21 protein-coding genes are annotated in these 23,734 nt (G+C 64.0%); 11 read left to right on the top strand and 10 right to left on the bottom strand.

Going from position 1 to position 23,734, the window contains the following annotated elements; translation table 11 throughout:
- The first annotated feature begins 4 nt into the window (after nucleotides 1–4).
- Complete coding sequence (locus A6B35_RS03840; RefSeq protein ID WP_006205308.1) at nucleotides 5–802, top strand: ParA family protein; 798 nt, start codon at nucleotides 5–7, stop codon at nucleotides 800–802.
- 51 nt (nucleotides 803–853) lie between these two features.
- Nucleotides 854–1,741, top strand: coding sequence for a ParB/RepB/Spo0J family partition protein (locus A6B35_RS03835; protein ID WP_006205306.1), 888 nt, complete (start codon nucleotides 854–856; stop codon nucleotides 1,739–1,741).
- Nucleotides 1,742–2,040: 299 nt separating this feature from the next.
- Here the strand turns inward: A6B35_RS03835 and holA are convergent, their stop codons facing one another.
- Entirely contained in the window at nucleotides 2,041–3,084 is a 1,044-nt protein-coding gene (holA, locus tag A6B35_RS03830; protein WP_006205304.1) for a DNA polymerase III subunit delta, read from the bottom strand.
- 647 nt (nucleotides 3,085–3,731) lie between these two features.
- On the opposite strand from holA, the gene A6B35_RS03825 reads away from it, so the two are divergent.
- From A6B35_RS03825 to A6B35_RS03805, 5 genes are all read left to right on the top strand, one after another.
- On the top strand, nucleotides 3,732–4,964 hold the full coding sequence (locus A6B35_RS03825) for a 3-methyl-2-oxobutanoate dehydrogenase (2-methylpropanoyl-transferring) subunit alpha (protein ID WP_006205303.1): 1,233 nt from the start codon (nucleotides 3,732–3,734) through the stop codon (nucleotides 4,962–4,964).
- Between the two features lie 2 nt (nucleotides 4,965–4,966).
- On the top strand, nucleotides 4,967–5,980 hold the full coding sequence (locus A6B35_RS03820) for an alpha-ketoacid dehydrogenase subunit beta (RefSeq protein ID WP_006205302.1): 1,014 nt from the start codon (nucleotides 4,967–4,969) through the stop codon (nucleotides 5,978–5,980).
- Between the two features lies 1 nt (nucleotide 5,981).
- Nucleotides 5,982–7,292, top strand: coding sequence for a dihydrolipoamide acetyltransferase family protein (locus A6B35_RS03815; RefSeq protein WP_006205301.1), 1,311 nt, complete (start codon nucleotides 5,982–5,984; stop codon nucleotides 7,290–7,292).
- 4 nt (nucleotides 7,293–7,296) lie between these two features.
- Entirely contained in the window at nucleotides 7,297–8,694 is a 1,398-nt protein-coding gene (lpdA, locus tag A6B35_RS03810; protein WP_006205300.1) for a dihydrolipoyl dehydrogenase, read from the top strand.
- Between the two features lie 64 nt (nucleotides 8,695–8,758).
- A complete protein-coding gene (locus A6B35_RS03805; RefSeq protein WP_006205298.1) occupies nucleotides 8,759–9,625 on the top strand; it encodes a glycosyltransferase in 867 nt (288 codons plus the stop codon).
- 374 nt (nucleotides 9,626–9,999) lie between these two features.
- Here A6B35_RS03805 and A6B35_RS03800 read toward each other — a convergent pair whose 3' ends face one another.
- On the bottom strand, nucleotides 10,000–11,103 hold the full coding sequence (locus tag A6B35_RS03800; RefSeq protein ID WP_006205297.1) for a saccharopine dehydrogenase family protein: 1,104 nt from the start codon (nucleotides 11,101–11,103) through the stop codon (nucleotides 10,000–10,002).
- Nucleotides 11,104–11,228: 125 nt separating this feature from the next.
- Between A6B35_RS03800 and A6B35_RS03795 the strand changes: the two genes are divergently transcribed.
- Entirely contained in the window at nucleotides 11,229–11,657 is a 429-nt protein-coding gene (locus A6B35_RS03795; RefSeq protein ID WP_065518305.1) for an Lrp/AsnC family transcriptional regulator, read from the top strand.
- A 9-nt stretch (nucleotides 11,658–11,666) separates the two neighbouring features.
- Here A6B35_RS03795 and A6B35_RS03790 read toward each other — a convergent pair whose 3' ends face one another.
- The 6 genes from A6B35_RS03790 to A6B35_RS03765 form a co-directional block, all read right to left on the bottom strand.
- Nucleotides 11,667–12,476: a class I SAM-dependent methyltransferase gene (locus tag A6B35_RS03790; RefSeq protein ID WP_006203519.1), complete on the bottom strand. Its 810-nt coding sequence runs from the start codon at nucleotides 12,474–12,476 to the stop codon at nucleotides 11,667–11,669.
- A 142-nt stretch (nucleotides 12,477–12,618) separates the two neighbouring features.
- Nucleotides 12,619–14,664, bottom strand: coding sequence for an aldo/keto reductase (locus tag A6B35_RS03785; protein WP_006203518.1), 2,046 nt, complete (start codon nucleotides 14,662–14,664; stop codon nucleotides 12,619–12,621).
- Nucleotides 14,665–14,722: 58 nt separating this feature from the next.
- Nucleotides 14,723–15,808 (bottom strand): ABC transporter ATP-binding protein, encoded by a 1,086-nt coding sequence (locus tag A6B35_RS03780; protein ID WP_006203517.1) that lies wholly within the window; start codon nucleotides 15,806–15,808, stop codon nucleotides 14,723–14,725.
- A gap of 11 nt (nucleotides 15,809–15,819) precedes the next feature.
- Nucleotides 15,820–16,656, bottom strand: coding sequence for a carbohydrate ABC transporter permease (locus A6B35_RS03775; RefSeq protein ID WP_006203516.1), 837 nt, complete (start codon nucleotides 16,654–16,656; stop codon nucleotides 15,820–15,822).
- Nucleotides 16,653–17,513, bottom strand: a complete 861-nt coding sequence (locus A6B35_RS03770; protein WP_006203515.1) for a carbohydrate ABC transporter permease — start codon at nucleotides 17,511–17,513, stop codon at nucleotides 16,653–16,655. Before A6B35_RS03770 ends, A6B35_RS03775 begins: the two co-directional genes overlap by 4 nt.
- A gap of 331 nt (nucleotides 17,514–17,844) precedes the next feature.
- Entirely contained in the window at nucleotides 17,845–19,116 is a 1,272-nt protein-coding gene (locus A6B35_RS03765) for an ABC transporter substrate-binding protein (protein ID WP_006203514.1), read from the bottom strand.
- 106 nt (nucleotides 19,117–19,222) lie between these two features.
- Between A6B35_RS03765 and A6B35_RS03760 the strand changes: the two genes are divergently transcribed.
- The 3 genes from A6B35_RS03760 (at nucleotide 19,223) to A6B35_RS03750 (ending at nucleotide 21,895) form a co-directional block, all read left to right on the top strand.
- Nucleotides 19,223–20,107 carry a helix-turn-helix domain-containing protein gene (locus A6B35_RS03760; RefSeq protein ID WP_006203513.1) on the top strand — a complete coding sequence of 295 codons (885 nt, stop codon included), beginning with the start codon at nucleotides 19,223–19,225 and terminating at the stop codon, nucleotides 20,105–20,107.
- On the top strand, nucleotides 20,107–21,021 hold the full coding sequence (locus A6B35_RS03755) for a phytanoyl-CoA dioxygenase family protein (RefSeq protein WP_006203512.1): 915 nt from the start codon (nucleotides 20,107–20,109) through the stop codon (nucleotides 21,019–21,021). The genes A6B35_RS03760 and A6B35_RS03755 overlap by 1 nt, the downstream gene beginning before the upstream one ends.
- 241 nt (nucleotides 21,022–21,262) lie before the next feature.
- Nucleotides 21,263–21,895 carry a methyltransferase family protein gene (locus A6B35_RS03750; RefSeq protein WP_006203511.1) on the top strand — a complete coding sequence of 211 codons (633 nt, stop codon included), beginning with the start codon at nucleotides 21,263–21,265 and terminating at the stop codon, nucleotides 21,893–21,895.
- A 142-nt stretch (nucleotides 21,896–22,037) separates the two neighbouring features.
- Here the strand turns inward: A6B35_RS03750 and A6B35_RS03745 are convergent, their stop codons facing one another.
- Complete coding sequence (locus A6B35_RS03745) at nucleotides 22,038–22,262, bottom strand: hypothetical protein (RefSeq protein ID WP_100084794.1); 225 nt, start codon at nucleotides 22,260–22,262, stop codon at nucleotides 22,038–22,040.
- An 804-nt stretch (nucleotides 22,263–23,066) separates the two neighbouring features.
- On the bottom strand, nucleotides 23,067–23,351 hold the full coding sequence (locus tag A6B35_RS03735; protein ID WP_006203508.1) for a hypothetical protein: 285 nt from the start codon (nucleotides 23,349–23,351) through the stop codon (nucleotides 23,067–23,069).
- Nucleotides 23,352–23,734 lie beyond the last annotated feature (383 nt).

Raw genomic sequence — 23,734 nt, 5'->3', positions numbered from 1 at the left:
ACCCATGAAAACTGGACCGCGTATCATCACCGTCGCCAACCAGAAGGGCGGCGTCGGCAAGACCACCACCGCCATCAATCTGGCCACGGCACTGGCAGCTATCGGCGAACAGGTGCTGATCGTCGACCTCGACCCGCAAGGCAATGCCAGCACCGGCCTCGGCATAGATCGCAAGGACCGCACCGTCTCGTCCTATGATGTGCTGACCGGCGAGCTCGAGCTGGAAGCGGCGGCGATACCGACTGCGGTGCCAGGCCTGTCGATCGTGCCGTCGACGCTCGACCTGCTCGGCATCGAGATGGAGATCGCCTCGGCGCCGGACCGGGTGCTCAGGCTGCGCAACGCGCTGCGCGCCGCTGCCGAGCGCGCGGCGCCTTTCGGCTATGTGCTGATCGATTGCCCGCCGTCGCTCAACCTTTTGACGCTGAACTCGATGGCTGCAGCCGATTCGGTGCTGGTGCCGCTGCAATGCGAATTCTTCGCGCTCGAAGGCTTGAGCCAGCTGCTCGAAACGGTCGAGCAGGTGCGCCGCTCGATCAATCCGGATCTTACCATCCAGGGCATCGTGCTGACCATGTATGACGGCCGCAACAACCTCGCCAACCAGGTGGTGCAGGATGTGCGGCAGCATATGGGCGACAAGGTCTACGAGACGATCATTCCGCGCAATGTCCGCGTTTCCGAGGCGCCGTCCTACGGCAAGCCGGCGATCCTCTACGACCTCAAATGCTCGGGCAGCCAAGCCTATCTGCAGCTTGCTTCCGAAGTGATCCGCCGCGAGCGCAAACTGCGCGCCGCCTGACACCGATCCCATTTTGACGCCGATTCGATACCGTAACGATCTGGACAGCTTATGACTGAAGACCTTTCGAGAAAAAGACTGGGCCGCGGACTGGCGGCGCTGATCGGCGAAATCGATCGTCCGGCGATGCCGGAAAAGCAGAGCGCGGCGGCCGACGGCAAGGTGCCGATCGAATTCGTCAGCCCCAACCCGAAGAATCCGCGCCGCCATTTCGGCGAGGCGGAACTCACCGATCTCGCCCAGTCGATCCGCGAGCACGGCGTGGTGCAGCCGGTGGTGGCGCGACCGTCGCCGACGCAAGCCGGCCGCTATGAGATCATCGCCGGCGAGCGGCGCTGGCGGGCGGCGCAGCGCGCCGGCCTGACCGAGATCCCGATCATCGTCCGCGACGTCAACGACCGTACGGCGCTGGAGCTGGCGATCATCGAAAACGTCCAGCGTGCCGACTTGAACCCGGTCGAAGAGGCGCAGGGCTATCAGCAATTGATCGACGAGCACGGCTATACCCAGGCCGATCTCGGCCAGGTGATCGGCAAGAGCCGCAGCCATGTCGCCAACACGCTGAGGCTGTTGAAGCTGCCCGACGTCATCCGCGACATGCTGGTCGATGGCGAACTGTCGGCGGGCCACGCCCGCACGCTGGTGACCGCGGAGGATCCGGCCGGGCTCGCCAAGCGCATCGTTGACGGAGGGCTGTCGGTGCGCCAGGCGGAGGCATTGGCGCAGATGCCGGCCGGGCCTACGCCGCCCAAGGCCAAGTCGGCACCGAGCGCGCCGGAAAAGGATCCCGACACGCTGGCGCTGGAAAAGCTGATGACCGATACGATCGGCATGATCGTGTCGATCGAGCACAAGGAGCGCGGCGGTGTGCTCCGGGTGAATTATCGGACGCTGGATCAGCTCGATGAGTTGTGCCGGCGGCTGAAGCAGGAGCGGTAGTCGGTTAGCCGGCGAATTATATTTCGCTGTAAGCCCGGCGCGGGCCTTCCTTCTCCCCTTGTGGGAGAAGGTGTCGCCGAAGGCGACGGATGAGGGGTGTTCCAGCTTGGCATAAACCTTCGTCCCAATCGGTTCAGCTCGTGACAGGAACGCCTCGCTCTAAGTATTTGTTTTTACGCAATTCCGGACGGGTGCAGGGCGCCTGACTGCCCACGCCTCATTCCGTCCAACACCCCTCATCCGTCTCGGCGCTGCGCGCCGATCCACCTTCTCCCACAAGGGGAGAAGGAAAGATGTACCTACCGTTGTCCCAGCCTCGCGCTCTCCACCGCAATGCCAAGCAGCGCCTGCCTTGCCAGCGCTACCGACAGGTCCGGCCGACGCCGCGTCTGCAGCACGGCGGCCTGCAGTCGATTCAACGCACGACCCAGCGCTTCAACGTTCCAACGCTCGAGCGCTTTTTCCACCAGCTTGCGCCGTGAGAAAAAAACCGGCGGGCGGGCGGCGGCAACCACGGCGGCGGCGTTGCGGCCGCCTGCCTCCATCTGACCGCGCATGGACTGCATTGCCTGCAATTGCCGCATCGCCGAGGACAACACCAGAAAGGGCTGGCCGCCGGCCTGGCAGTGGCGGGTGAAGGCGGTGTCGAAGTCGCCGACCTTGCCCTCAAGTAAAGCATCGACGGCATCGTCGAAGGAGGCGCCGGAGACATCGCCGGACGTCGCCCGGACGTCGTCGAGGCCGATCTCCTTCTGGCCGTGGGCGTAGAGCAAGAGCTTCTCGATCTCGCCGCGCGAGGCCAGCCGGTCGCCGCCGAGGTTGCGGCGCAGCGCCTGTCTGGCCTCCATCGTCATCGACATGCCGGCCTTGCGCAATTCGTCGTCGATGACGGTATCGATGTCCCTGGCCTCGTCGGCGTAGCAGGGCAGGGCCATGGCATTGTCCGCCGCCTCGACCACGGCGCGCAGGCCGACGCCCTTCTTGAGGTCGCCTGCCTCGATGAGAATGATGGCATCCGGCGCCGGCTCCGATGTCAGCGCCTTGACGTCGTCGGCCAGTGCCTTCTGGCCGCTGGCGTTGCGCACCCAGAGCAGGCGCCGGTCGGAAAACATCGGCACGGTGCGGGCCTCATCGAGCAGCCGGCCTTCGTCGCGGTCGACCTCGGAACCGTCAAGCCGGACCACCGAGAACGGATCGTCGAGCGGCAGGCCGGTCTTGACGGCAAAGGCTTTCGCGCGCTCGGAGACCAGACCGCGGTCGGGACCGTAGAGCAGGACGATCGAGATACGGGCGTCGGGGCGCGCCAGCCAGGAATCGACCTCGTATGCTTTCTTCTGTGCCATGGGGTTTGGTTAGCATGGTGTGGGGTCGGCGTGAACGGCCTCCAGCTTGGGTTCCTCGCCCCACGAGGGTGTCCGATCGACGCGAGAGGAGAGGCGCGGGGGTTCGCCACCCCTGGCGCCCTTCCTCTCCCTCCGGAGGGGGGAGAGGTGGCGCTGCGAAGCAGCGACGGAGTGGGGGAAGGCGGTCCTCAAATGCGTCGCCGCTAACAACTCACCACAGGCCTTAATCAAGGCGAGGCATCGCCCCGGCTTGAAGTAACAACGGCCGAGCCAGGTCGACCCCCACTCCGTCGAGCTTCGCTCGACACCTCTCCCCCGATCGACCGGGGAGAGGAAAGGCGCGAACTAGCCGACCTTGGCGCCCTTCCTCCGCAGGCGTTAAAGTGAGGGAGAGGGATCCAACTATTGCCGCCCAAACACCTTATCTGGCGGCAAAGCCGGCGCGTCCTTGTCCCAAGTTGCGCGCTGCAGCCGAAGTTAGACAGGAAATTTCTGCCGCTTGTCGTCATTTTGTGCGGGCGGCGAAGCGGGCTCGCCAGGCCGACGCAGTTTAGCGGCATCCTGTTCAAACCCGCCCGACGAATTGGCACTGGTCTGGCGGCGCAGATATGCAAGTATTGCACCGGCAACATTGGAGGACGAAGGTCATGGCCGATGCTGGAATGTTGCGCTTCCATGTTCCCGAACCGGAGGTGCGGCCGGGCGGAACGCCCGACTTCTCCAATGTGCCCATCCCCAAGGCGGGTTCGGCGCCGCGCCCTGAGATCGATGTCGATCCGCGCACGATCCGCGACATGGCGTTTTCGATCATCCGCGTGCTGAACCGCGATGGCGAGGCGGTCGGTCCGTGGGCCGGCCTGCTTTCCGATGAGGAGTTGCTCGAGGGCCTGCGCCACATGATGACATTGCGCAGCTTCGATGCGCGCATGCAGATGGCGCAGCGCCAGGGCAAGACCTCGTTCTACATGCAGCATCTCGGCGAAGAGGCGGTGAGCTGCGCCTTCCGCAAGGCGCTCGCCGCCGGCGACATGAATTTCCCGACCTACCGGCAAGCCGGCCTGCTCATCGCCGACGGCTACTCGATGGTCACGATGATGAACCAGATCTATTCCAACGAAGCCGATCCGCTGAAGGGGCGGCAGCTGCCGATCATGTACTCGTCGAAGGAGCACGGCTTTTTCTCGATCTCCGGCAATCTGGCGACGCAGTATATCCAGGCGGTCGGCTGGGCGATGGCCTCGGCAATCTCCAATGATTCAAAGATCGCCGCCGCCTGGATCGGCGATGGCTCGACCGCAGAATCCGATTTCCACTCGGCGCTGGTGTTCGCCTCGACCTACAAGGCGCCGGTCATTCTCAACGTCGTCAACAACCAGTGGGCGATCTCGACCTTCCAGGGCATCGCGCGCGGCGGTTCGGGCACGTTCGCCGCCCGCGGCCTTGGTTTCGGCATCCCGGCGCTGCGCGTCGACGGCAATGACTATCTCGCGGTGCACGCTGTCGCCAAGTGGGCGGCCGAGCGGGCGCGCGCCAATCTCGGGCCGACGCTGATCGAATATGTCACCTACCGGGCCGGCGCGCATTCGAGTTCCGATGATCCCTCGGCCTACCGGCCGAAGGCCGAATCCGACGCCTGGCCGCTCGGCGACCCGGTCATCCGGCTGAAGAACCATCTGATCCAAAAGGGCGTCTGGTCGAACGAGCGCCATGCCCAGGCCGAAGCCGAAATCCTCGAAACGGTGATTGCGGCACAGAAGGAAGCCGAGAGCCACGGCACGCTGCATGCCGGCGGCAAGCCGTCGACGCGCGACATGTTCGAAGGGCTCTATGCCGAGATGCCGCCGCATCTCAGGCGCCAGCGCCAGCAGGCGGGGGTCTGACCATGCCCAGACGGACGATGATCGAGGCAATTCGCGATGCCATGGACGTGTCGATGGCGCGCGACGAACGCGTCATCGTGTTCGGCGAGGATGTCGGCTTCTTCGGCGGCGTCTTCCGCTGCACGCAAGGCCTGCAGGCCAAATACGGCAAAAGCCGCTGCTTCGACGCGCCGATCAACGAGTCCGGCATTGTCGGCTCGGCCATCGGCATGGCGGCCTACGGGCTGAAGCCATGCGTCGAGATCCAGTTTGCCGACTACATGTACCCGGCCTACGACCAGCTGACGCAGGAAGCGGCGCGGCTGCGCTACCGCTCGAACGGCGATTTCACCTGTCCGATCGTGGTGCGCATGCCGACCGGCGGCGGTATTTTTGGCGGCCAAACCCACAGCCAGAGCCCGGAAGCGCTGTTCACGCATGTGTCCGGGCTGAAGACGGTGGTGCCGTCCAATCCGCATGACGCCAAGGGGCTTTTGATCGCGGCGATCGAGGATCCCGATCCGGTGATCTTCCTCGAGCCGAAGCGGCTCTACAACGGCCCGTTCGATGGTCATCACGACCGTCCGGTGACGCCGTGGTCAAAGCATGAACTCGGCGAGGTCGCCGACGGCCACTATACCGTCCCGCTCGGCAAGGCGGTCATCCGCCGGCCGGGCTCCGCCGTTACCGTGCTGGCTTACGGCACCATGGTCTATGTCGCGCAGGCCGCCGCCGAGGAAACCGGCATCGACGCGGAGATCATCGATCTGAGGACACTGTTGCCGCTCGATCTCGACACAATCGTCGCCTCGGTGAAGAAGACAGGGCGCTGCGTGGTCGTGCACGAAGCGACGCTGACCTCCGGCTTTGGCGCCGAACTCTCGGCGCTGGTGCAGGAGAATTGCTTCTATCACCTCGAAGCGCCGGTGGCGCGCGTCGCCGGCTGGGACACGCCTTATCCGCATGCGCAGGAGTGGGACTATTTCCCCGGTCCTGCACGGGTCGGCCGCGCCCTGATTGAAACCATGGGAGCTTGAGATGGGCGAACATATCATCAAGCTGCCCGATGTCGGCGAAGGCGTCGCCGAGGCCGAACTGGTCGAGTGGCATGTGAAGGTCGGCGATCTGGTGCGCGAGGACACGGTGCTCGCCGCCGTCATGACCGACAAGGCGACGGTCGAAATCCCGTCGCCGGTCGATGGCGAGATCCTGTGGCTCGGCGCCGAGATCGGCGACACGGTGGCGATCGGCTCGCCGATCGTGCGGCTGAAAGTGGCCGGCGAGGGCAATGTGAAGCCGGAGAGCAGCCCGCCAGCAGAAACCATCAACGCCGAACCTCCGGCCAAGCTCGCAACACCGAAACCCGAGGCTGCGCCGCCCAGCCCGAAGGCTGACGAGGCGAAAGCGAAACCGGCGCCGTCGCCGGCCAGTCCGAAAGCAACGGGACGGTTGTCGGTCTCCGGAGCGCCGCGCGCTGAAGGCGAAAAGCCGCTGGCCTCGCCCGCCATACGGCTCAGGGCAAGAGAGGCCGGCATCGATCTGCGCCAAGTCGCCGGCAGTGGTCCGGCCGGCCGCATAAGCCACGAGGACATCGATGCCTTCCTGGCGCGCGGACCGCAGGTCGCGAAGATATCCGGCCTTGCCCGCAACGACAGCATCGAAGACATCAAGGTCATCGGGCTTCGGCGCAAGATCGCCGAGAAGATGACGATCGCCAAATCACGCATCCCGCATATCACCTATGTCGAGGAGATCGACGTCACCGCGCTCGAGGACCTGCGCGCCGCGCTCAACAAGGAAAAGCGTGCTGATCGGCCGAAACTCACGCTGCTGCCGTTCCTGATGCGGGCGATGGTCAAGGCGATCGCCGACCAGCCCAACCTCAACGCGCTGTTCGACGACGAGGCGGGCATCATCCACCAGCATGGCGGCGTCCATATCGGCATCGCCGCGCAGACGCCGTCGGGGCTGGTGGTGCCGGTGGTCAAGCATGCCGAGGCGCGCGACCTCTGGGAGTGCGCCGCCGAGGTCAACCGGCTTGCCGAAGCGGCGAAGTCGGGCACGGCGACACGCGACGAGCTGTCCGGCTCGACCATCACCATCACCTCGCTCGGCGCCATGGGCGGCGTGGCGACGACGCCGGTCATCAACCATCCGGAAGTGGCGATCATCGGCGTCAACAAGATGATGGTGCGGCCGGTGTGGGATGGCACGCAGTTCATGCCGCGCAAGATGATGAACCTGTCGTCCAGCTTCGACCACCGCGTCATCGACGGCTGGGACGCCGCCGTGTTCGTCCAGCGCATCAAGACGCTGCTGGAGACGCCGGCGCTGATTTTCGTGGATTAATGAGATGAAAGAAATCTCCTGCAAGCTGCTCGTCATCGGCGCCGGTCCGGGCGGCTATGTGTGCGCCATCCGTGCCGGCCAGCTCGGCGTCGATACGGTGATCGTCGAAGCCGGCAAGCCGGGCGGTACCTGCCTCAATGTCGGCTGCATCCCGTCCAAGGCGCTGATCCATGCGGCCGAAGCGTTCGAGAAGGTCGCGCATATGGCCGGCGGCAAGAGCCCGCTCGGCATTTCGGTTGGCGCGCCGAAGCTCGATCTGACAAGGACGGTCGCCTGGAAGGACGGTATCGTTAGCCGGCTGAACAGCGGCGTCGCCGGCCTGCTCAAGAAGGCCAAGGTCAAGACCGTGCATGGCTGGGCGACGTTCCGCGATGGCAAGACCGTCGAGGTCGAAACCGAGACGGGGACACAGGTGATCCGGGCCGAGGCGGTGGTGATCGCCACCGGTTCGGCGCCGGTCGAGCTGCCGTTTCTGCCGTTCGGCGGGCCGGTGATTTCTTCCACGGAAGCGCTGGCACTGGGCGAGGTGCCGAAAAAGCTCGCCGTGGTCGGCGGCGGCTATATCGGGCTGGAGCTCGGCATCGCCTTCGCCAAGATGGGTGCCGAGGTGACCGTGGTCGAGGCCTTGCCGCGCGTGCTGGCGCAGTATGATGCCGAGCTGACCCGGCCGGTGGTGAAGCGGCTGGCCGAACTCGGCATCGAGGTGATGACGGGCGCCAAGGCCAAGGGGCTGTCGACCAAGGGCGATGCGTTGCTGGTCGAGACATCAGACGGCAAGAATGCCAAGATAGGCGCCGACAAGATCCTGGTCACGGTCGGCCGCAAGCCGGTGACCGAAGGCTGGGGCCTCGAGCAGATCGATCTCGATATGTCAGGCAAGTTCATCCGCATCGACGACCAGTGCCGCAGCTCGATGCGCGGCATCTTCGCCATCGGCGACGTCACCGGCGAGCCGATGCTGGCGCACCGGGCGATGGCGCAGGGCGAAATGGTCGCCGAGATCGTCGCCGGCCACAAACGCAGCTGGGACAAGCGGGCGATCCCGGCGATCTGTTTCACCGATCCGGAGCTGCTGACAGCCGGTCTGTCGCCGGAGGAGGCGAAGGCCGTCGGCGGTGAAATCAAGATCGGCCTGTTTCCCTTCGCCGCCAATGGCCGCGCCATGACCAAGCTCGGCGAGGATGGCTTCGTTCGCGTCGTGGCGCGCGCGGACAACCATCTGGTGCTCGGCATCCAGGCGGTCGGGCAAGGCGTGTCGGAACTGTCGGCCGCATTCGGCCTGGCGCTCGAAATGGGCGCGCGGCTGGAAGACATTGCCGGCACCATCCACGCCCATCCGACGCAGGGCGAAGGATTCCAGGAAGCGGCGCTGAAGGCACTCGGCCACGCGCTGCATATCTAGGCCGTGGCGGTCGTGCCGCGCTCACGGATTGCGTAACGGGACAGACTGGTGTCTTTCCGCGGCCATGGAACTGAAGAAATACATCGCGATTCGTTACAACGCCCCCACCGGTTTCAAACCGAGCCAGTGGAACGGAGAGGGACGCGCCAATCTCGATCCTGTTTGGTTGGTCGAGCGGCTGGCGTTGTTTGACGGATATTGCGCGCCTTCTCTCGAGGCACAGTCGCTGAAGGACTTTACCGTCCTGATCGCCTTCGATGCCGAAACGCACGAGAACTACGTCAGGACAGTCTGCAATTGCGTGGCCGGCATCGACGTCAGGCCAGTCCTCGTCGAAGCGCATGAGACCTACAGTCTTCGCTTCAACGCGTTCGTCCAGGGCGATACGGATGCCGAGTTCGTTTCACTGACGCGGCTCGACAGCGATGACGCACTGGCGCCGGGCTTCATGGAGCGGATCGACCATTACGCGCGCCGCGAGATCGACAAAGGCGCGGTCAGCCAGCAGCCGCTCTACATCGCCTTTCCGGACGGCCAGAATTTCGACACGGCAACCGGCCGCTATACGCACCACGAATATGTCACGTCGGCGTTCGGCACCCTGGTCGAGAAGCGGTCAGCCGAAATGAAAGGTGTCTATAGCGATCATCACGCCAAGATGGCGACGCGCTTCAACACCGTCGTGGCGGCATCGAAGGGCGCGCAATGGTGCATCGTCATTCACGACAACAATGCCGCCAATGTGCTCAGGGGCAAGCCGGTCGCGGAGCCGTCCTTCACCGTCGGCCGACCTGGGGTCGAGATCGAAAGGCGGGAGCCGGTGCGAAAGGAGAGGACGCCGCAACTGTCTCACACTTCAGCCAAGGCCTCGCGAACAGTGGGCAATTTTGTCCGGTTTCTGCTCGGGCGGCCGATGATCCTGCGCAAATAGGCAGGTGGAGGTGCCGCGGGCGTCGGCCACCTCCGTTGAAGGCGCCGGGCAGGCGCTGCATGTTTAGAGCGGCGGCTCCCCCTTGTTGGACGCAAGGGGAAAGGAACGGTGCGAACCTATTCCACCAAGCTCTCCTTTCCTCTCCCTCCGGAGGGGGGAGAGGTGGCGCTGCGAAGCAGCGACGGAGCGGGGGAAGCCGGTCCTCAAATGCGGCGGCGCTGACAACGCACCACAGGGCCTCAGTCAAGGCGAGACATCGCCCCGGCTTGAGATAACAACGCCCGAGGCAGGTCGCCCCCCACTCCGTCGAGCTGCGCTCGACACCTCTCCCCCGGTCGACGGGGGAGAGGAAGGGCGCGACCACCCAAAAAAGCTCAGCTCGCCAGTCGGCTAACCATTTCATGCTGCGCATAGGCGCGGCCAAAACGGTTGGCGAGGAAAGCGTCGAGGGCGATGTCCTCCTGCTTGACGAAACCTGTCGCCGGCAGGCTGCCGTCGGCCAGCATGTCGAGCACGGCGCAGATGCCGGACGCCGTGGTGATCTGGATGGCGCTGCGCACCGTCTGGCCGACGCGTTGGCTGTAGATCTTGTTGGCGTAGGTCTCCTGCAGCAGGCGGCCATTCTTGAGCCCGCTGACAGTGACGAAGACGATGACCACGTCCTGCAGCGTCGCCGGCAGGGCGCTTTCAAAGATGTCCTTCAACACGTCGCGGCGGTGGCGCAGGCCAAGATCGTTGAGCAGCGCCTTCATGATGGCGGCGTGGCCGGGATAGCGGATGGTGCGATAGTTCAGCGTGCGCACCTTGCCCTTCAGGGTCTCGGCCAAGGTGCCCAGCCCGCCCGAGGTGTTGAATGCCTCATAGGTGACGCCGTCGAGCGAGAATTCCTCGCGCTCTTCCAGCGGCGGCACTTCGATCAGCTCGCCCTCGACGATGGCCTCGCAGGGCTCGCAATATTCATTGATGACGCCGTCGGTGCTCCAGGTCAGATTGTAGTTCAGCGCGTTCGACGGATATTGCGGCAGCGCGCCGACCCGCATGCGCACGCTTTCCAGCGTGTCGAACCGGCTGGCGAGGTCGTTGGCGACGATCGAGATGAAGCCCGGTGCCAGGCCGCATTGCGGGATGAAGGCGCTCTTGCCGGAGCGCGCCAGTTCCTTGACCCGCCTGGTGCTGACGACATCCTCGGTGAGGTCGAGATAGTGCACGCCGGCGCTGGCCGCCGCCTCGGCGATGCGCGTCGTCAGGTGGAAGGGGGCAGCGCTCAGCACCGCGAAGGAGCCGGCCAGGGCCGCTTCGAGTGCGCCCGGGGCGGCGATGTCGAGCTCCAGCGTCGCAACCGTGGCCGGCAGTTCGGCCCCGGCGAGCTGTGCTGCCGCGCGGTCGACGAGCGTGACGTGGTAGTCGCCGGTGGCGGCGAGCATTTCGGCAATGGTCGAGCCGATCTTTCCGGCGCCGACGACAACAATTTTCTTCATGACCGGTTCCCTCGCCCGAATGTCAATTACGAGGCGTAGAATCGCAGCTTGCCTGTCGAAAGGAAGCGTGGAATTGTTCGGAACGAAACTGCTTTTTGAACGATATGCCGAAGGAAATCGTCGAAATGATCAGCGATGCCGAACAGGCCCTGCTTTCCCTGCTGCGTGCCAATGCGCGCGCCTCGACCGCCGAACTGGCGCGGCAGCTTGGCGTATCGCGCACCACCGTGCAGAGCCGGATCGAGCGGCTGGAGCAGCGCGGCATCATCGCCGGCTATGGTGTGCGGCTGTCACCGGATTATGAGCAAGGGCTGGTGCGGGCGCATGTGCTGCTCACCGTCACCCCCAAGCTTGCCGACAAGGTGGTGCGCAGCCTGCAGGCTTTGCCGCCGGTCAGGACGCTGCATTCGGTGAGCGGCAATTTCGACATGATCGTGATCGTCGACGCCCCGTCGATCCGGGATCTGGATTCGCTACTCGACCAGATCGGCGCCATGGACGGGGTGGAGCGGACATCGTCGTCGATCATCCTGTCGACCCGCATCGACCGCTGAGCGAGGTCGCTATGGCTTGCCGGCCGAATAGACGATCGCCTGCAGCGGCATCCGTCCGGGATTGCTGCCGAATGCGCGGCGAAGCTCCTCGACGACAGTTTGCACCACCAACTCAGGTTCGCCGCCCCGCGCCCGAACCTGATCCGCCAGCGGGTTGCCGTAGACAATGCCGTGGGCGAACTGGTCCATGTCCGGGATCTCCCTTTCCAGCCTGATAATTGAAACGTCGATATCGGCAAAGCCGGCTTCGATGACGGCTTCCTTGATCGGATCGATCTGATGGCAGGAGAACGGTACCTTGTAGAACTGCGGCGGATCGACGGGGAAAAGGCGCTGCACAACCCCGTCCGCGATATGGGCGAACGGATTGTAGCGATGCGAATCCCAGACGTTGAAAAAATAGCGACCGCCGGGCGCCAGAACGCGATGGACCTCCCTGTAGGACTTGGCCTTGTCGGGATAAAACATCACGCCGAACTGGCAGACAACGGCATCGAAGCTGGCGTCTGCGAAAGGCAATTCGGTAGCATCGGCGGGCTGGAATTCGACCTGCTCGCCCGGCTTGAATTTTTGCCGCGCGAAGTCGAGCATCGGCGGGTTGAGGTCGGTCGCGGTCAGGCGCGTGCCGGCCGGCAAGGCATCGCGCAGCCGGCGGGTGACGATGCCGGTTCCCGCCGCTGTCTCCAGCACCCGCGGCGGCACGAAAGCGGCCGCTCGCCGGGCGATGTCGGCGGCATAGTCGGCGAAGATGATTGGCCCCAGAATCCGATCATAGTGCTCGGGGATGGAGCCGGTGAAACGCGCGGAATCGCTGCTCATGATATCCTCCCTTTAGGCGGCAGGATATCACGAAGTCCTCACCCGAGCAGTTCACGTTGTCTGTGCGGGCAAGCGGAACCGCTCTGGTATTCTTCTCCACAATTCTGGACGGAAAACCGCTACACACGTTCCTGGAATTGCTTCAGCCCCCGCTTCGCGCCCGGCGCTCCTGCAACCCGCTGTCCAGCCACGCCACATCGTCCGGCGAAAGCGCAATATCAAGCGCCTGCAGACTGTCCTCCAGCTCGTCCAGTGTGCGCGGCCCGATCAGCGGCACGGAGGGGAAGGGCTGCGCCAGGACATAGGCGAGCGCGACATGGATCGGGCTCTTGCCCAACCGGTTCGCCAGCTCGATGGCGCGGTCGCGGCGGCCAAAATTCCGGTCCGAGTACCAGACGCGCACCAGTTCCTCATTGTCGCGCTTGTCGCGGCCGGCACGGTCGGTGAAGAAGCCGCGGCCCTGGCTCGACCAGGCGAAATTCGGCATCTGGCGGGCGGTCAGCCAGGCCTTCCACTGGTCTGTCGAGGAGGTGACGCAGCCGGCCCAGATCGGCTCCAGCATCTCGGCCAGCGAGAAATTGTTGGAGAGCGCGCCGGGCTTCTGCTTGCCGGTCCTTTCGGCATAGGCAATCGCCTCGTCCATGCGCGCCATCGTCCAGTTCGAACCGCCGAACGGGCCGCGTATACGGCCGGCCTTGACCTCGGCGTCCATGGCGTCGACGAACTCGCCGACCGGCACGTCCGGATTGTCGCGGTGCATGAAATAGATGTCGACATGATCGGTCTGCAGCCGGTCGAGCGTCTGGGCAAGCTGCTTGCCGATGACATCGGGATAGCAGAGCGGCGAATGCGCGCCCTTGCCGATGACGACCGACTGTTCGCGCACGCCGCGGTTCCTCAGCCACTGGCCGAGCAGCGCCTCGGTGTAGCCGCCGCCATAGACATAGCCGGTGTCGAACAGATTGCCGCCGGCCTCGAAGAAGGCATCGAGCAGGATCGAGCCCGAAGAAAACGTACGGAAATCCTCGAAGCCGAGCGCCAGGCACGACGCCGGTCGCGGCAGACCGGGGATCCGGCGCTTCGGGATGCTGGTGCCATCGGTGCGGAGCTGCCGGCCCGAAATCGTGTTGATGCGGCTTGCCGGCTTTTCGATGTCGTATTCGAGGCCGACCGCCGCCCGCCATCTGTCGAGCACGCGCAGCGTGCCGAGGCTGTCGGCCCAGCCCATGCCCGGCCAGGCGAATTCCTGGTTGCCGGCCAGGATCGCGTCGCCGGCGCCATCGACCTCGAAGGAGTAGACATGGCGGGTTTCGTTGACGCTGATGGTTTCGCGGGTGCCGTCGGGCCGGATCAGGTCGATCCTGCCCGGCCCGACGTCGCGGTTGCCACCGGCGAACCAGAAATCCGGCACCTCGATATGGCCTTTGGTGCCGAAGATACGCAGCACATTGTCCTGCGCCAGCGAGATGCTGCAAGAAATCTCGGCGACGATGCCGCCGGGGAAATGCAGCAGCGCCGAGGCCCATTCGTCGACGCCGGACTGGCCGAGATGCGCGGCACCCGTCACCTTGTCGGGTTCGGCGAAGGGTTTTCCGGATGCCGCGCCGGCAATCAGCCTTGCCATGGATGCCGGATAGCCGCCAACATCCAGTATGCCGCCGCCGGCAAGGTCGTTGCTGTAGAGCCGGTGCTCCGGCATGAAGCCCGGCATGGCGAAGCCGAAGCTAGACTTGATCATGCGGACTTCGCCGATGGCACCCGACTTGATCAGGTCCACCAGCTGCAGCGTCTGCGGATGCAGCCGGTACATGAAGGCTTCGCCGAGGAACGTGCCGGCCTTGCGCGCCGCATGGATCATCGCGTCGGCCTCGAAGGCGGTCAGCGCCAGCGGCTTTTCGCACAGCACATGTTTGCCGGCTTCGGCGGCCTTGATCGCCCATTCGGCATGACCGGGGTGCGGTATCGAAATGTAGACGGCGTCGACCTCCGCGTCATTGAGCAGCGCATCATAGCCGTCGAGGATGCGGGCGCCGGGGAAGGTCTCGGCAAGGCCTGCTTTGCCGGGGTTGCGGGCGCCGAGCGCAACAACCGTACCGGTGCGCGACTGCGCCACGCCGCCGGCAAAGGATTTTGCGATGCTGCCGGGCCCAAGAATGCCCCAACGAATTTTTCTGGCTTCGGAACTCATTTCAATCTCCTTGGGGTCGCCTCGACGCGTCGGGTCAGGCAAAGAAGGGTTCTGGCGCCTAGCGAATGCGTGCGCCCTTGGTGTCGAAGAGCAGCGCCTTGCCGGCCTTGATCGACACGACCAAGTCGTCGCCGCTCGCCCGATGCCGCGATGCCTCGCGCTCGATGATCAGTTCCGTGCCCCCGGCATCGGCGTAGACGTAGCTCACCGATCCCAGGTGCTCGGCGACATCGGCCTTGACGGCGATGTCGCAATCGCCTTGCCCGGCATCGAAGAAATGCTCCGGCCGGACGCCGAGCACGACATCGGCGCCGACGGCGGGCGGTGTGGTCTGGAGCGGCTTCTTGAGCCGCGCACCGGCATGGTTGACGAGCTCGACGGTCGCCGAACCATTGTCCGCCTCAACCACCTTGGCGGCCAGGAAATTCATCTTTGGCGAGCCGATGAAGCCGGCGACAAAGCGGTTGGCCGGGTCGTCATAGAGGTCGAGCGGCGCGCCGATCTGCTCGACATTGCCGGCCTTCAGCACGACGATCCGGTCGGCCAGCGTCATCGCTTCGGTCTGGTCGTGCGTCACATAGATCATGGTGACGCCGAGCTCCTTGTGCAGCCTGGAGATCTCGACCCGCATCTGCACCCTGAGTTCGGCGTCGAGATTGCTCAGCGGTTCGTCGAACAGGAACACCTGCGGCTCGCGCACGATGGCGCGGCCGATGGCGACACGCTGGCGCTGGCCGCCCGACAATTGCTTCGGCCGCCGCTGCATCAGTTCGTCGATGCACAGGATCTCGGCGGCCCGCTTCACCCGCCGTTCGGTGTCGGCCTTGGGGTTGCCGTTCATTCTCAGCCCGAAGCTCAGATTCTGCTCGACGGTCATGTGCGGATAGAGCGCGTAGGACTGGAAAACCATGGCGATGCCGCGCTCGGCCGCTTCGACGTCGTTCATCACCTTGCCGCCGATGGCGATCTCGCCGCCGCTGATGTCCTCCAGCCCGGCGACCATCCGAAGCAGCGTGGACTTGCCGCAGCCGGAAGGGCCGACGAAGACGACGAACTCGCCGTCGGCGATGTCGATGTTGGCGCCATGAATGATCTCATAGACGCCGAAGCGCTTGACGACATTGCTGAGGGTGACGGCGGCCATCTCGTCCTATCCTATTTGATGGCGCCGGCGGCGATGCCGGCGATGAAATGACGCTGCAGCAGAACGAAGACGACGAGCATCGGCACGGTCAGCATGACGGCGCCAGCCATGATGCCGCCCCATGACACTTTGGTGAGGCCGATCAGCGTGCCGAGCGCCACCGGCGCGGTCATCGCGCCGGGCTGGCTGTTGATCAAAAGCGGCCAGAGATAGTTATTCCACGAGGCAAGGAAGAGAATGATGGCGAGCGCCGCAAGCATCGGCCGCGCCAAAGGCAGCGCGACGAACAGGAAGATGCGCCATTCCTTGACGCCCTCGACTCTGGCGGCGTCGAACAGATCGCCCGGCATCATCGAGAAGGCTTGCCGCATGAACAACACGCCGAGCGAGTTGAACAGCGGCGGCACGATCAGCGCCACCCAGGTGTTGGCGAGCTGGAAGTCGCGCGCCACCATGATGAATTGCGGGATCAGCACCACCGCATAAGGCAGCGTGATGGTGCCGAGGATGATGGCGACGACCACGCCCTTGCCGACGAAATTGTAGCGGGCGAGTGCCCAGCCGGCCATCGAGGTAAGCAGCACCGACAGGAAGGTGTAGGTCACCGCCACCGAGACTGAGATGCCGATGGCGCCGACGAAGTTGGTGTCGCGCTGCAGATTGTTGACATTGTCGATGAAATTGTCGTGCGGCAGAAGCTCGATGCCGGGGCTGAAGATGCCGTTGTCGGGCATGGTCGAGAACACCACCATCATCCACAGCGGAAACAGCCAGATCAGGGCCAGCGGCGTCAGGAAGAGATGCAGCGCGATGCTGCGGCCGAGCCTTGCTTGCGAACGCGAGCTCATTTCGGCTCCTTCGTCAGCCAGAGCTGTACCAGCGTGATGGCGATCGCCAACCCGGCCATGGTGTAGGCGACGGCCGAGGCATAGCCGAAATTGAGCGAACGAAAACCCTGGCGGTAGAGCAGCAGGCCGAGCGTCTCGGTGCCGCCGCCCGGGCCGCCGCGTTCGGTGATCAGGAAGGGCTCGGTGAACAGCTGCATGGTGCCGATGATCGACAGCACGGCGCAAAAGACAATGATCGGCTTCAAGAGCGGCAGGGTGATGTAGAAGAACTGCTTGACCTTGCTGACGCGATCCAGCGTCGCCGCCTCATAGACGTCATCCGGGATCGATTGCAGGCCGGCGAGCAGGATGATGGCGTTGTAGCCGGCCCAGCGCCAGGTCACGGCGATCATGATCAGCGCCATCGCCGGCGTCACGTTGGAGAACCAGTCGATGCTGGGCAGGCCGACGCTGTTCAGCAGCTTGTTGATGATGCCGAAATTGAGGTTGAACATCAGCCGGAACACCGCCGAATACGCGACCTCGCCGACCACGACCGGGGCGAAGAAGGCAAAGCGGTAGAGGCCGCGCGCCTTGAGCAGCGGCGAATTCAGCAGCACCGCCATCACGATCGCCAGCGAGATCATTACCGGCACCTGGATGACGAGGATGAGCAGCGTGTTCTTCAGCGCATTGAAGAAGGCCGGGTCGCCGATGAGCCGGCCCCAGTTGAAGGTCGGCGCCCAGCGCCACGGCACGGTGCGGGTCGCCTGGAAGGAGATCAGGAACGAGCTGATGATCGGCCACACCCAGAAGACCGAGAAGATCAGCAGATAGGGGGCCAGGAAACGATAGGCGGTGGCGTTCTGATGGCGCATGGTTCCTCCTCCCTTCGTGCTTTCCCAGGTTGATATCCGGCCTGCTGTTAGCCGGCGTCAATTAGATCGACGCCGCCCTGTCTTGCGTTCTCCCCTTGTGGGGTGAGAAGCGGTTCGCGCAGCGAACGAAAAGCCAATTGCTTGGCTTTTCGAGGTTCGAACGCCCTGAGCCTTGCGAAGGGCCGGGCGTGGTAGCCGATCCACCCTGCCGGGTCCCCGCTGCTTCGCAGCGTCCCGGCGTTCGCCGGCCTTTCATCGTGCCACTGGCACGATGAATTCGCCTTCGGCGAACCAGCCGCTCACCTCACAAGGGGAGAAGGTAAAGCAGCGCCTACTCCTTGATCGGCAGGCCGGTCGCCGAGGCGATCTGGTTCGCGGCATCGTCCAGCGCCGCCTTGGCGTCGGGATAGCCGCCGCCCAGATATTTGGTCTGCACGGCGCGCATGATGATCTCGGCGTCGCTCTGGAACGGCGTGCCGCGGCTCGGCACGACCTTGGGCAGAGTGGAGAGGATGTCCTTCCACACCGCCTGGCCGCCCCAGTAAGGCAGGCCTTGCGAGACGTAGGGGTCGTCGAGCGCCGAGATCAGCGACGGCACCAGGCCGAAATCCTTGAGCATGGTGATCTGGCCCTCATTGGTCGCCAGCGTGTATTTCAGGTAGGCGTAGGCGGCTTCCTTGTTCTTGCTGGCTGACGTGATGGCCAGCGAAGAGCCGCCGAGATTGGCGGCGCGCGGGCCGTCGGCGGTCAGGCTCGGCATCAGATAGACGCCCCATTTGCCGTTCTCGCCGGCCGATTCGGTGCGGATGGTGCCCTCATACCAGCCGCCATAGACCTGGGTGGCGACAGTGCCGGCGGTGTTGTTGGTGATCTTGGTGCCCCAGTCGGCCGACGCCATGATGCCGGCGTCCTTCATTTCCTTGATCTTGGCCAGCGTATCGACGCATTTGGGCTGGTTGACCGTGATCGACTGCCCGTCGGCGGCGAAATAGGCGCAGCCCTGTTCGTTGGCGATCATGCGGAAGAATTCGGTGTCGCCGTTGAAATCGGCGTTGGTCATGGTCACGCCCGGATTGGCGGCCTGGATTTTCTTGCCGGCGGCGATGAAATCGTCCCAGGTCTTGATCGAGGCGGGGTCGACGCCGGCCTTCTCATAGAAGTCGCGGCGGTAGAAGGCGGCAACCGGGCCGGAATCCCAGGGCATCGCATAGGCCTTGTCGCCCACTTCCAGTTCGGTGCGCTTGAAATCGGGGAATTTCTTCTGGTCCTCGGCGGTGTAGCCGAGCGTGTGCAGGTCGACGAAGCAGTCGGGGAACTGGCTCCAGTAGTTCTCGGCCTCGCCATTCTCGACCGAGACGATATCCGGCAGGCCGACACCGCCGGCCGCGCAGCCGGCGATCGACTTGTCATAGGTCGGCTGGTTGCCGAGATCCTCGACGGTCACCTTGATATCGGGGAATTGCTTGTTGAAGCCGGCGACGGTGGCTTTCAGCGACGAAGCCGCGATGTTCCAGCTCCAGATCGTGATTTCGCCGGATTGCGCCATGGCCGGGCCGGAGCCCAGGGCAAGCGCGAGCGCGGCGCATGTCAGTATGGTGCGCATTGAAATCCTCCCATTTCATTTGCTCTCTTTTGGTGAGCGTGGCTACATTAGGCAGCGCGGAAGGCTTGTCCCCGACAAAGGGAATAAGAAATTGGCGGAAAGTAAGATGCCGGAAAGGCCATTTTATCAGCCTGGCGCCAGCAGCGTGGAGGGCCTGCCGCTGATGCTGCAGATGTTCCACACGCAGCCCCTGGTGATGCTCAAACCGCATTGGCATGCCCAGGTCGAGGTGAATTTCATCGTCCGCGGCAGCGTGCACTACCGCATGAACGACCATGAGATTTCGCTGTCGGCCGGCGAGATGTGCCTGTTCTGGGGCGGCCTGCCGCACCAGATGGACGATCTCTCGGACGACGCCATCTATGCCGGCGCGCATCTGCCGCTGGTGCATTTCTTCCGGCTGCATCTGCCGACCGACGTCCGGCACCGGCTGATGACGGGTGCTACCCTGGTGAGCGATGCGACCGACCGGTCGGATGACGACAATTTCGAGCGCTGGAACCGCTATGTCCGCTCGGGCGATTCGGCAAAGGCCGAGCATGCCGTCAACGAGCTGCTGCTCAGGCTGGAGCGGATGCGGTTCGAGCCTTACCGGCTGGTGCCGGAAAACCCGGTCGGGCAGGCCGCCGGCAGCCCCTTCGACCAGCAATCCTCGCGCAATGTCGGGCGCATGTGCGACTTCATCGCCGAAAACTTCCTCTACGAGATCGACTGCGTCAACATCGCCGGGGCGGCGGACATCCACCCGAAATACGCCATGAACATCTTCAAGAAGTCGACCGGCATGACGCTCAACGAGTATGTCAACCTGCTGCGGCTGAGCTACGCCCAGGCGCTGCTGATGCATGAAGACGCCAATGTGCTGCGCGTTGCCATGGACTCGGGCTTCGGTTCGCTGAGCGCCTTCAACAAGTCGTTCCGCAAGCTCGCCGGCATGTCGCCGTCGGATTTTCGGCGCGAGCGTGCGAGCGCCGGCTATTCCGTCCTCTGATGTTCGGATCTCGGGCCGTCGCGCCGGCCAATCTCGTCGCCAATGGCAAGACGCTGTCGAACACGCCCGATCGGCTCGGCCATCTCGTGCCAACCGATCCGGCTGTCGGCGTCGCGGCAATCCGCGCGCTCTTCGAGGCAAACGGCTATGTCTGGCTGAAGGGTTTTCTCAGCCGGGCCGATGTCATCGATTTCCGCGGCTGGGTGTTTTCCCACCTCGGCGATACCGGGCTGATCCAGCCCGGCTCGGATCCTGCCCTGGGCATCGCGGCCGACGGCGTGCTCGACAAGGGCCTCGCCGACCGTCGGCTGATGTCGCTGGTGCGCTCGGCCGCCTATGAGGGCTTTTGCGCCCAGCCGCGCCTTTCCGGCTTCATGGATCAGTTCCTCGGCGGCCTGTCCTATCTGCACAAGCGCAGGCTCATGCGCTTCACGCAGCCCGGAACGCCGGCCGCGACCCCGGCGCATTACGATCTGGTCTATTTGCGCGGCGGCACGAGCCGCCTGGTGACCGCCTGGATACCGATCGGCGATACGCCGGTCGAGATGGGTGGCCTTGCCTATCTGGAAGGCTCTCATGCGATCGGGACGGCGATGGAGGCCCGCCTCGAAAAGGACAATGCCGCTCTGGCGCCTGCGGAGCGGATCAGCGCCTTCAATCGCAATATGACCGAGGGCGGCTGGGTGTCCAAGGACCTTCCCGACATGGCGGCGCGCTTCGACACGCGATGGCTGGTCGCCGACTACGAGGCCGGTGACGTGGTGCTGCACTCGCCGTTTATGATCCACGCTTCGACGACCAATCGAAGCGCCGACAGGCGCATCCGCCTTTCGACCGATATCCGCTACCAGAATGTCGACGACGAGATCGATGCCCGCTGGAGCAATCACTGGAGCCTCGACGACACGCTTTGAGGGAACCGGCGCGCGGGGAAGCGACCATCGGCCGGGATGGAGATCCTCGAGCGTGACAGATGCGCCATGCAGGCCGGCGATCGCCTGCACGAGGCTGAGGCCCACGCCGCACTCTGTGTTGGCGCTACAGATTCGCAAGAATGGCCAGAATCCCGCGCGGGTACCTCGCCATGAGCATGCGAAACGGCTAATGGATGGCGTCGGGCTGTCTCCACTGACCCCCCGGAGCTGCGGACTTACGATGAGCGATGCGTCCCTCAAGCCGGCGGTGAAGGTGTTCGAGCAGCGCAAGCGGCTGGTCGTCGTCCAGGTCACTGCAGTCGTCGCCATTGTCCTGCTGCTGTTTACGAAGCCATTCCTCGGCGAGGGCTCGGACGGGCACGAATTCGTCGAAGCGCTCGGCGTCGGATTTGTTCTTGTCTGCTTCATCGGGCGTCTGTGGAGCACCCTTTATGTCGGCGGCAAGAAGAACGCCGAACTGATTTCGGCGGGACCTTTTTCGGTCACCCAGAACCCGCTCTATTTCTTCTCCACCGTCGGAGCGACAGGTGTTGGATTGATGTACGGGTCCGTGCTGGCCGCCGCTGGTTTGGGTCTGGCCAGCTTCGTCGTCTTCAGGGTCACGGCGCGCAAGGAAGCCAAGTTCCTGCTGGGAAAGTTCGGCCCGGCCTACAGCGCCTATACGGAGCGGACGCCGCTGTTCTGGCCGAACCCGCTGCTCTATAACGACCAGGCCGAGCGCCAGTTTTCGACGCGCACCTTGAAGCGCACGTTCCTGGACGGGCTCTATTTCCTTGCCTTGTTCCCGATCATCGAGCTGGCCGAGCATTTGCGGAACAGCGGCATGCTGCCGGTGTTTTTCACCCTCTATTGATCAGCGGCCATTGATCATTGGCTTGTGCGCCGCGCGGCGCAGCGAACGCTGTGCAGCAGAGGCAGCCGACCAGCAGCAGGACGCCGCCGACGAGCGGCGGCAAGGCCGGTTGGGGCCAGTCGCCCCTGGACGACCGGATGGTTCAACCCGCGCGGACGCTGTCAATGCTGTCGGGATCGATCTTCGTCAGGCGTTCCCTCGCCTCGACCACGCGCCTTTGCTCGGCCCTTATCCGGCTGCACAACGCGATGTTGATTCCGACGCCGCAATCCTCGTCCAGCAACTTATTCGCGCGCTTCAGAGAATTCTCGGCTCGTTTCACGCGCTGTCTGGCCTTAGCCAGTTCCAAGTTCAAGAGATCAACCATTTTCCCGTACTCGTCGCAGTCCCTTCGATTGTTAACCGGCGTCGATCCCATTTGTTCCGATTTCACCCAAGCATCCACCAAACGGTGGCGGCACACAGCAAGAGCACGAGCGCGGCACACGCGACCGATATACCTGTTCGCGTTTGCCACCTCGGCGGCTCAGCCGGCACAAGCCTGAACTGCCGGGCATGCTCCGTAGCGATTTTCAGCAAGGCTGCAGCCGTCTCGCGCGGCGTCCAACCCTGCGCTTCCGAGGCAGTCACCAGCGCTGCGAATGCCGCTTCCATGGCGACTTCGCAGTTGGCCTCCCGATCTGGGCTACCCTTTGGCAATAAAGGTGGTTCGACGGCTTTGGACATGCACACAAAGCGGCTCGCGCATGAAAAGGTTCCTGAGACCATGTTCAAAACGGGCGGCGCCGGTGCAGCGCACCCCGAGGTTTTGCCAAAAGCCTGAATCGGCCGCTCTAACAGGCTAGACTCTTATCTTTAGGCCATGGTGAACAGGGCACTCAGTCGGAATTGAGCGAGTTCCAATGTGCTTCTAACTTGGGCAGCGCGGGGATTGGTTGCCACCACCCGCAGTGGCCGGCGTGGCCTCCCAAGCCCCCAAGGAGCCCCGGACCTGCGCCGGCCATTTCCCTGCTTGCACGCGTCGAAGGCCATTCGTTCCGCCTGGGGGCTACGGTCCTATATGGGTCCGACTGAAGTCTCAGCTTCAGCGGCAAAGGCCTGAGGGTGGAAACCGATGCCTCGCCAAGACATTGCAATGGACTGCCGAATACGAAGTTCCCTTAACCGGCGGTTAACCGCGATGCCCGCTGTTGTCCCCCGGCGGCGGGCACCGATATAACGAGGCCGATGTGTGAACCAAATCTCGTCGCGCAATCAAAACGTCGATGATGCCGTATGCCAAGCTGCGAACGACAATCATGGCGCCAGTGAGTGCTCCATCCTTGATCTCATCCCAGGTGAGGCCGATTTCGCTGACATCGCCAGGCGAGCGGAGCGCTTGGGCATCGCCGTGGTTATCGGAATGGCCATCTGCTGGTTGCTCGTTGCCCCGGTCGTCTATTTGGTCCTGATCCATGGGGTTCTTCGAGGCTGAGGGATCGTGAGGACGTGACCAAATGGCCCAGTGCTACCGATACCTCCCGGAAATCCTGGGCGAGGCGTGTCGCAAGCCCTCCTTGCCGCGCAGATGCCTGCGGCCGTTTGCGGGTGCCGGACGCAGCGTTCTGTCTCAACCGGATGTGACTCGGGGTTCATCCGAATTGTCGCCTCGGACCATGGCCATTTTGGCAAATTAGCAAAGCTGCGCGAAGCGCCTATGGATATGCCAGCCGGCGAAAACTACCCCCTATCGCCGGTTAGGCCCGGCGGCCGACCCCACACCCAGCCACGACCGCTGGGCCGCTTCGTTGCTGAGCAAAATGTTCGACTCCGCGATGCAGGACCGTTGTCGGCAGAAAC

It is taken from the genome of Mesorhizobium amorphae CCNWGS0123 (assembly GCF_001686985.1).
Taxonomy (GTDB): domain Bacteria; phylum Pseudomonadota; class Alphaproteobacteria; order Rhizobiales; family Rhizobiaceae; genus Mesorhizobium; species Mesorhizobium amorphae.
The sequence above is the reverse complement of the archived record's forward strand: the minus strand, read 5'-3'. Positions and strand labels throughout refer to the sequence as shown.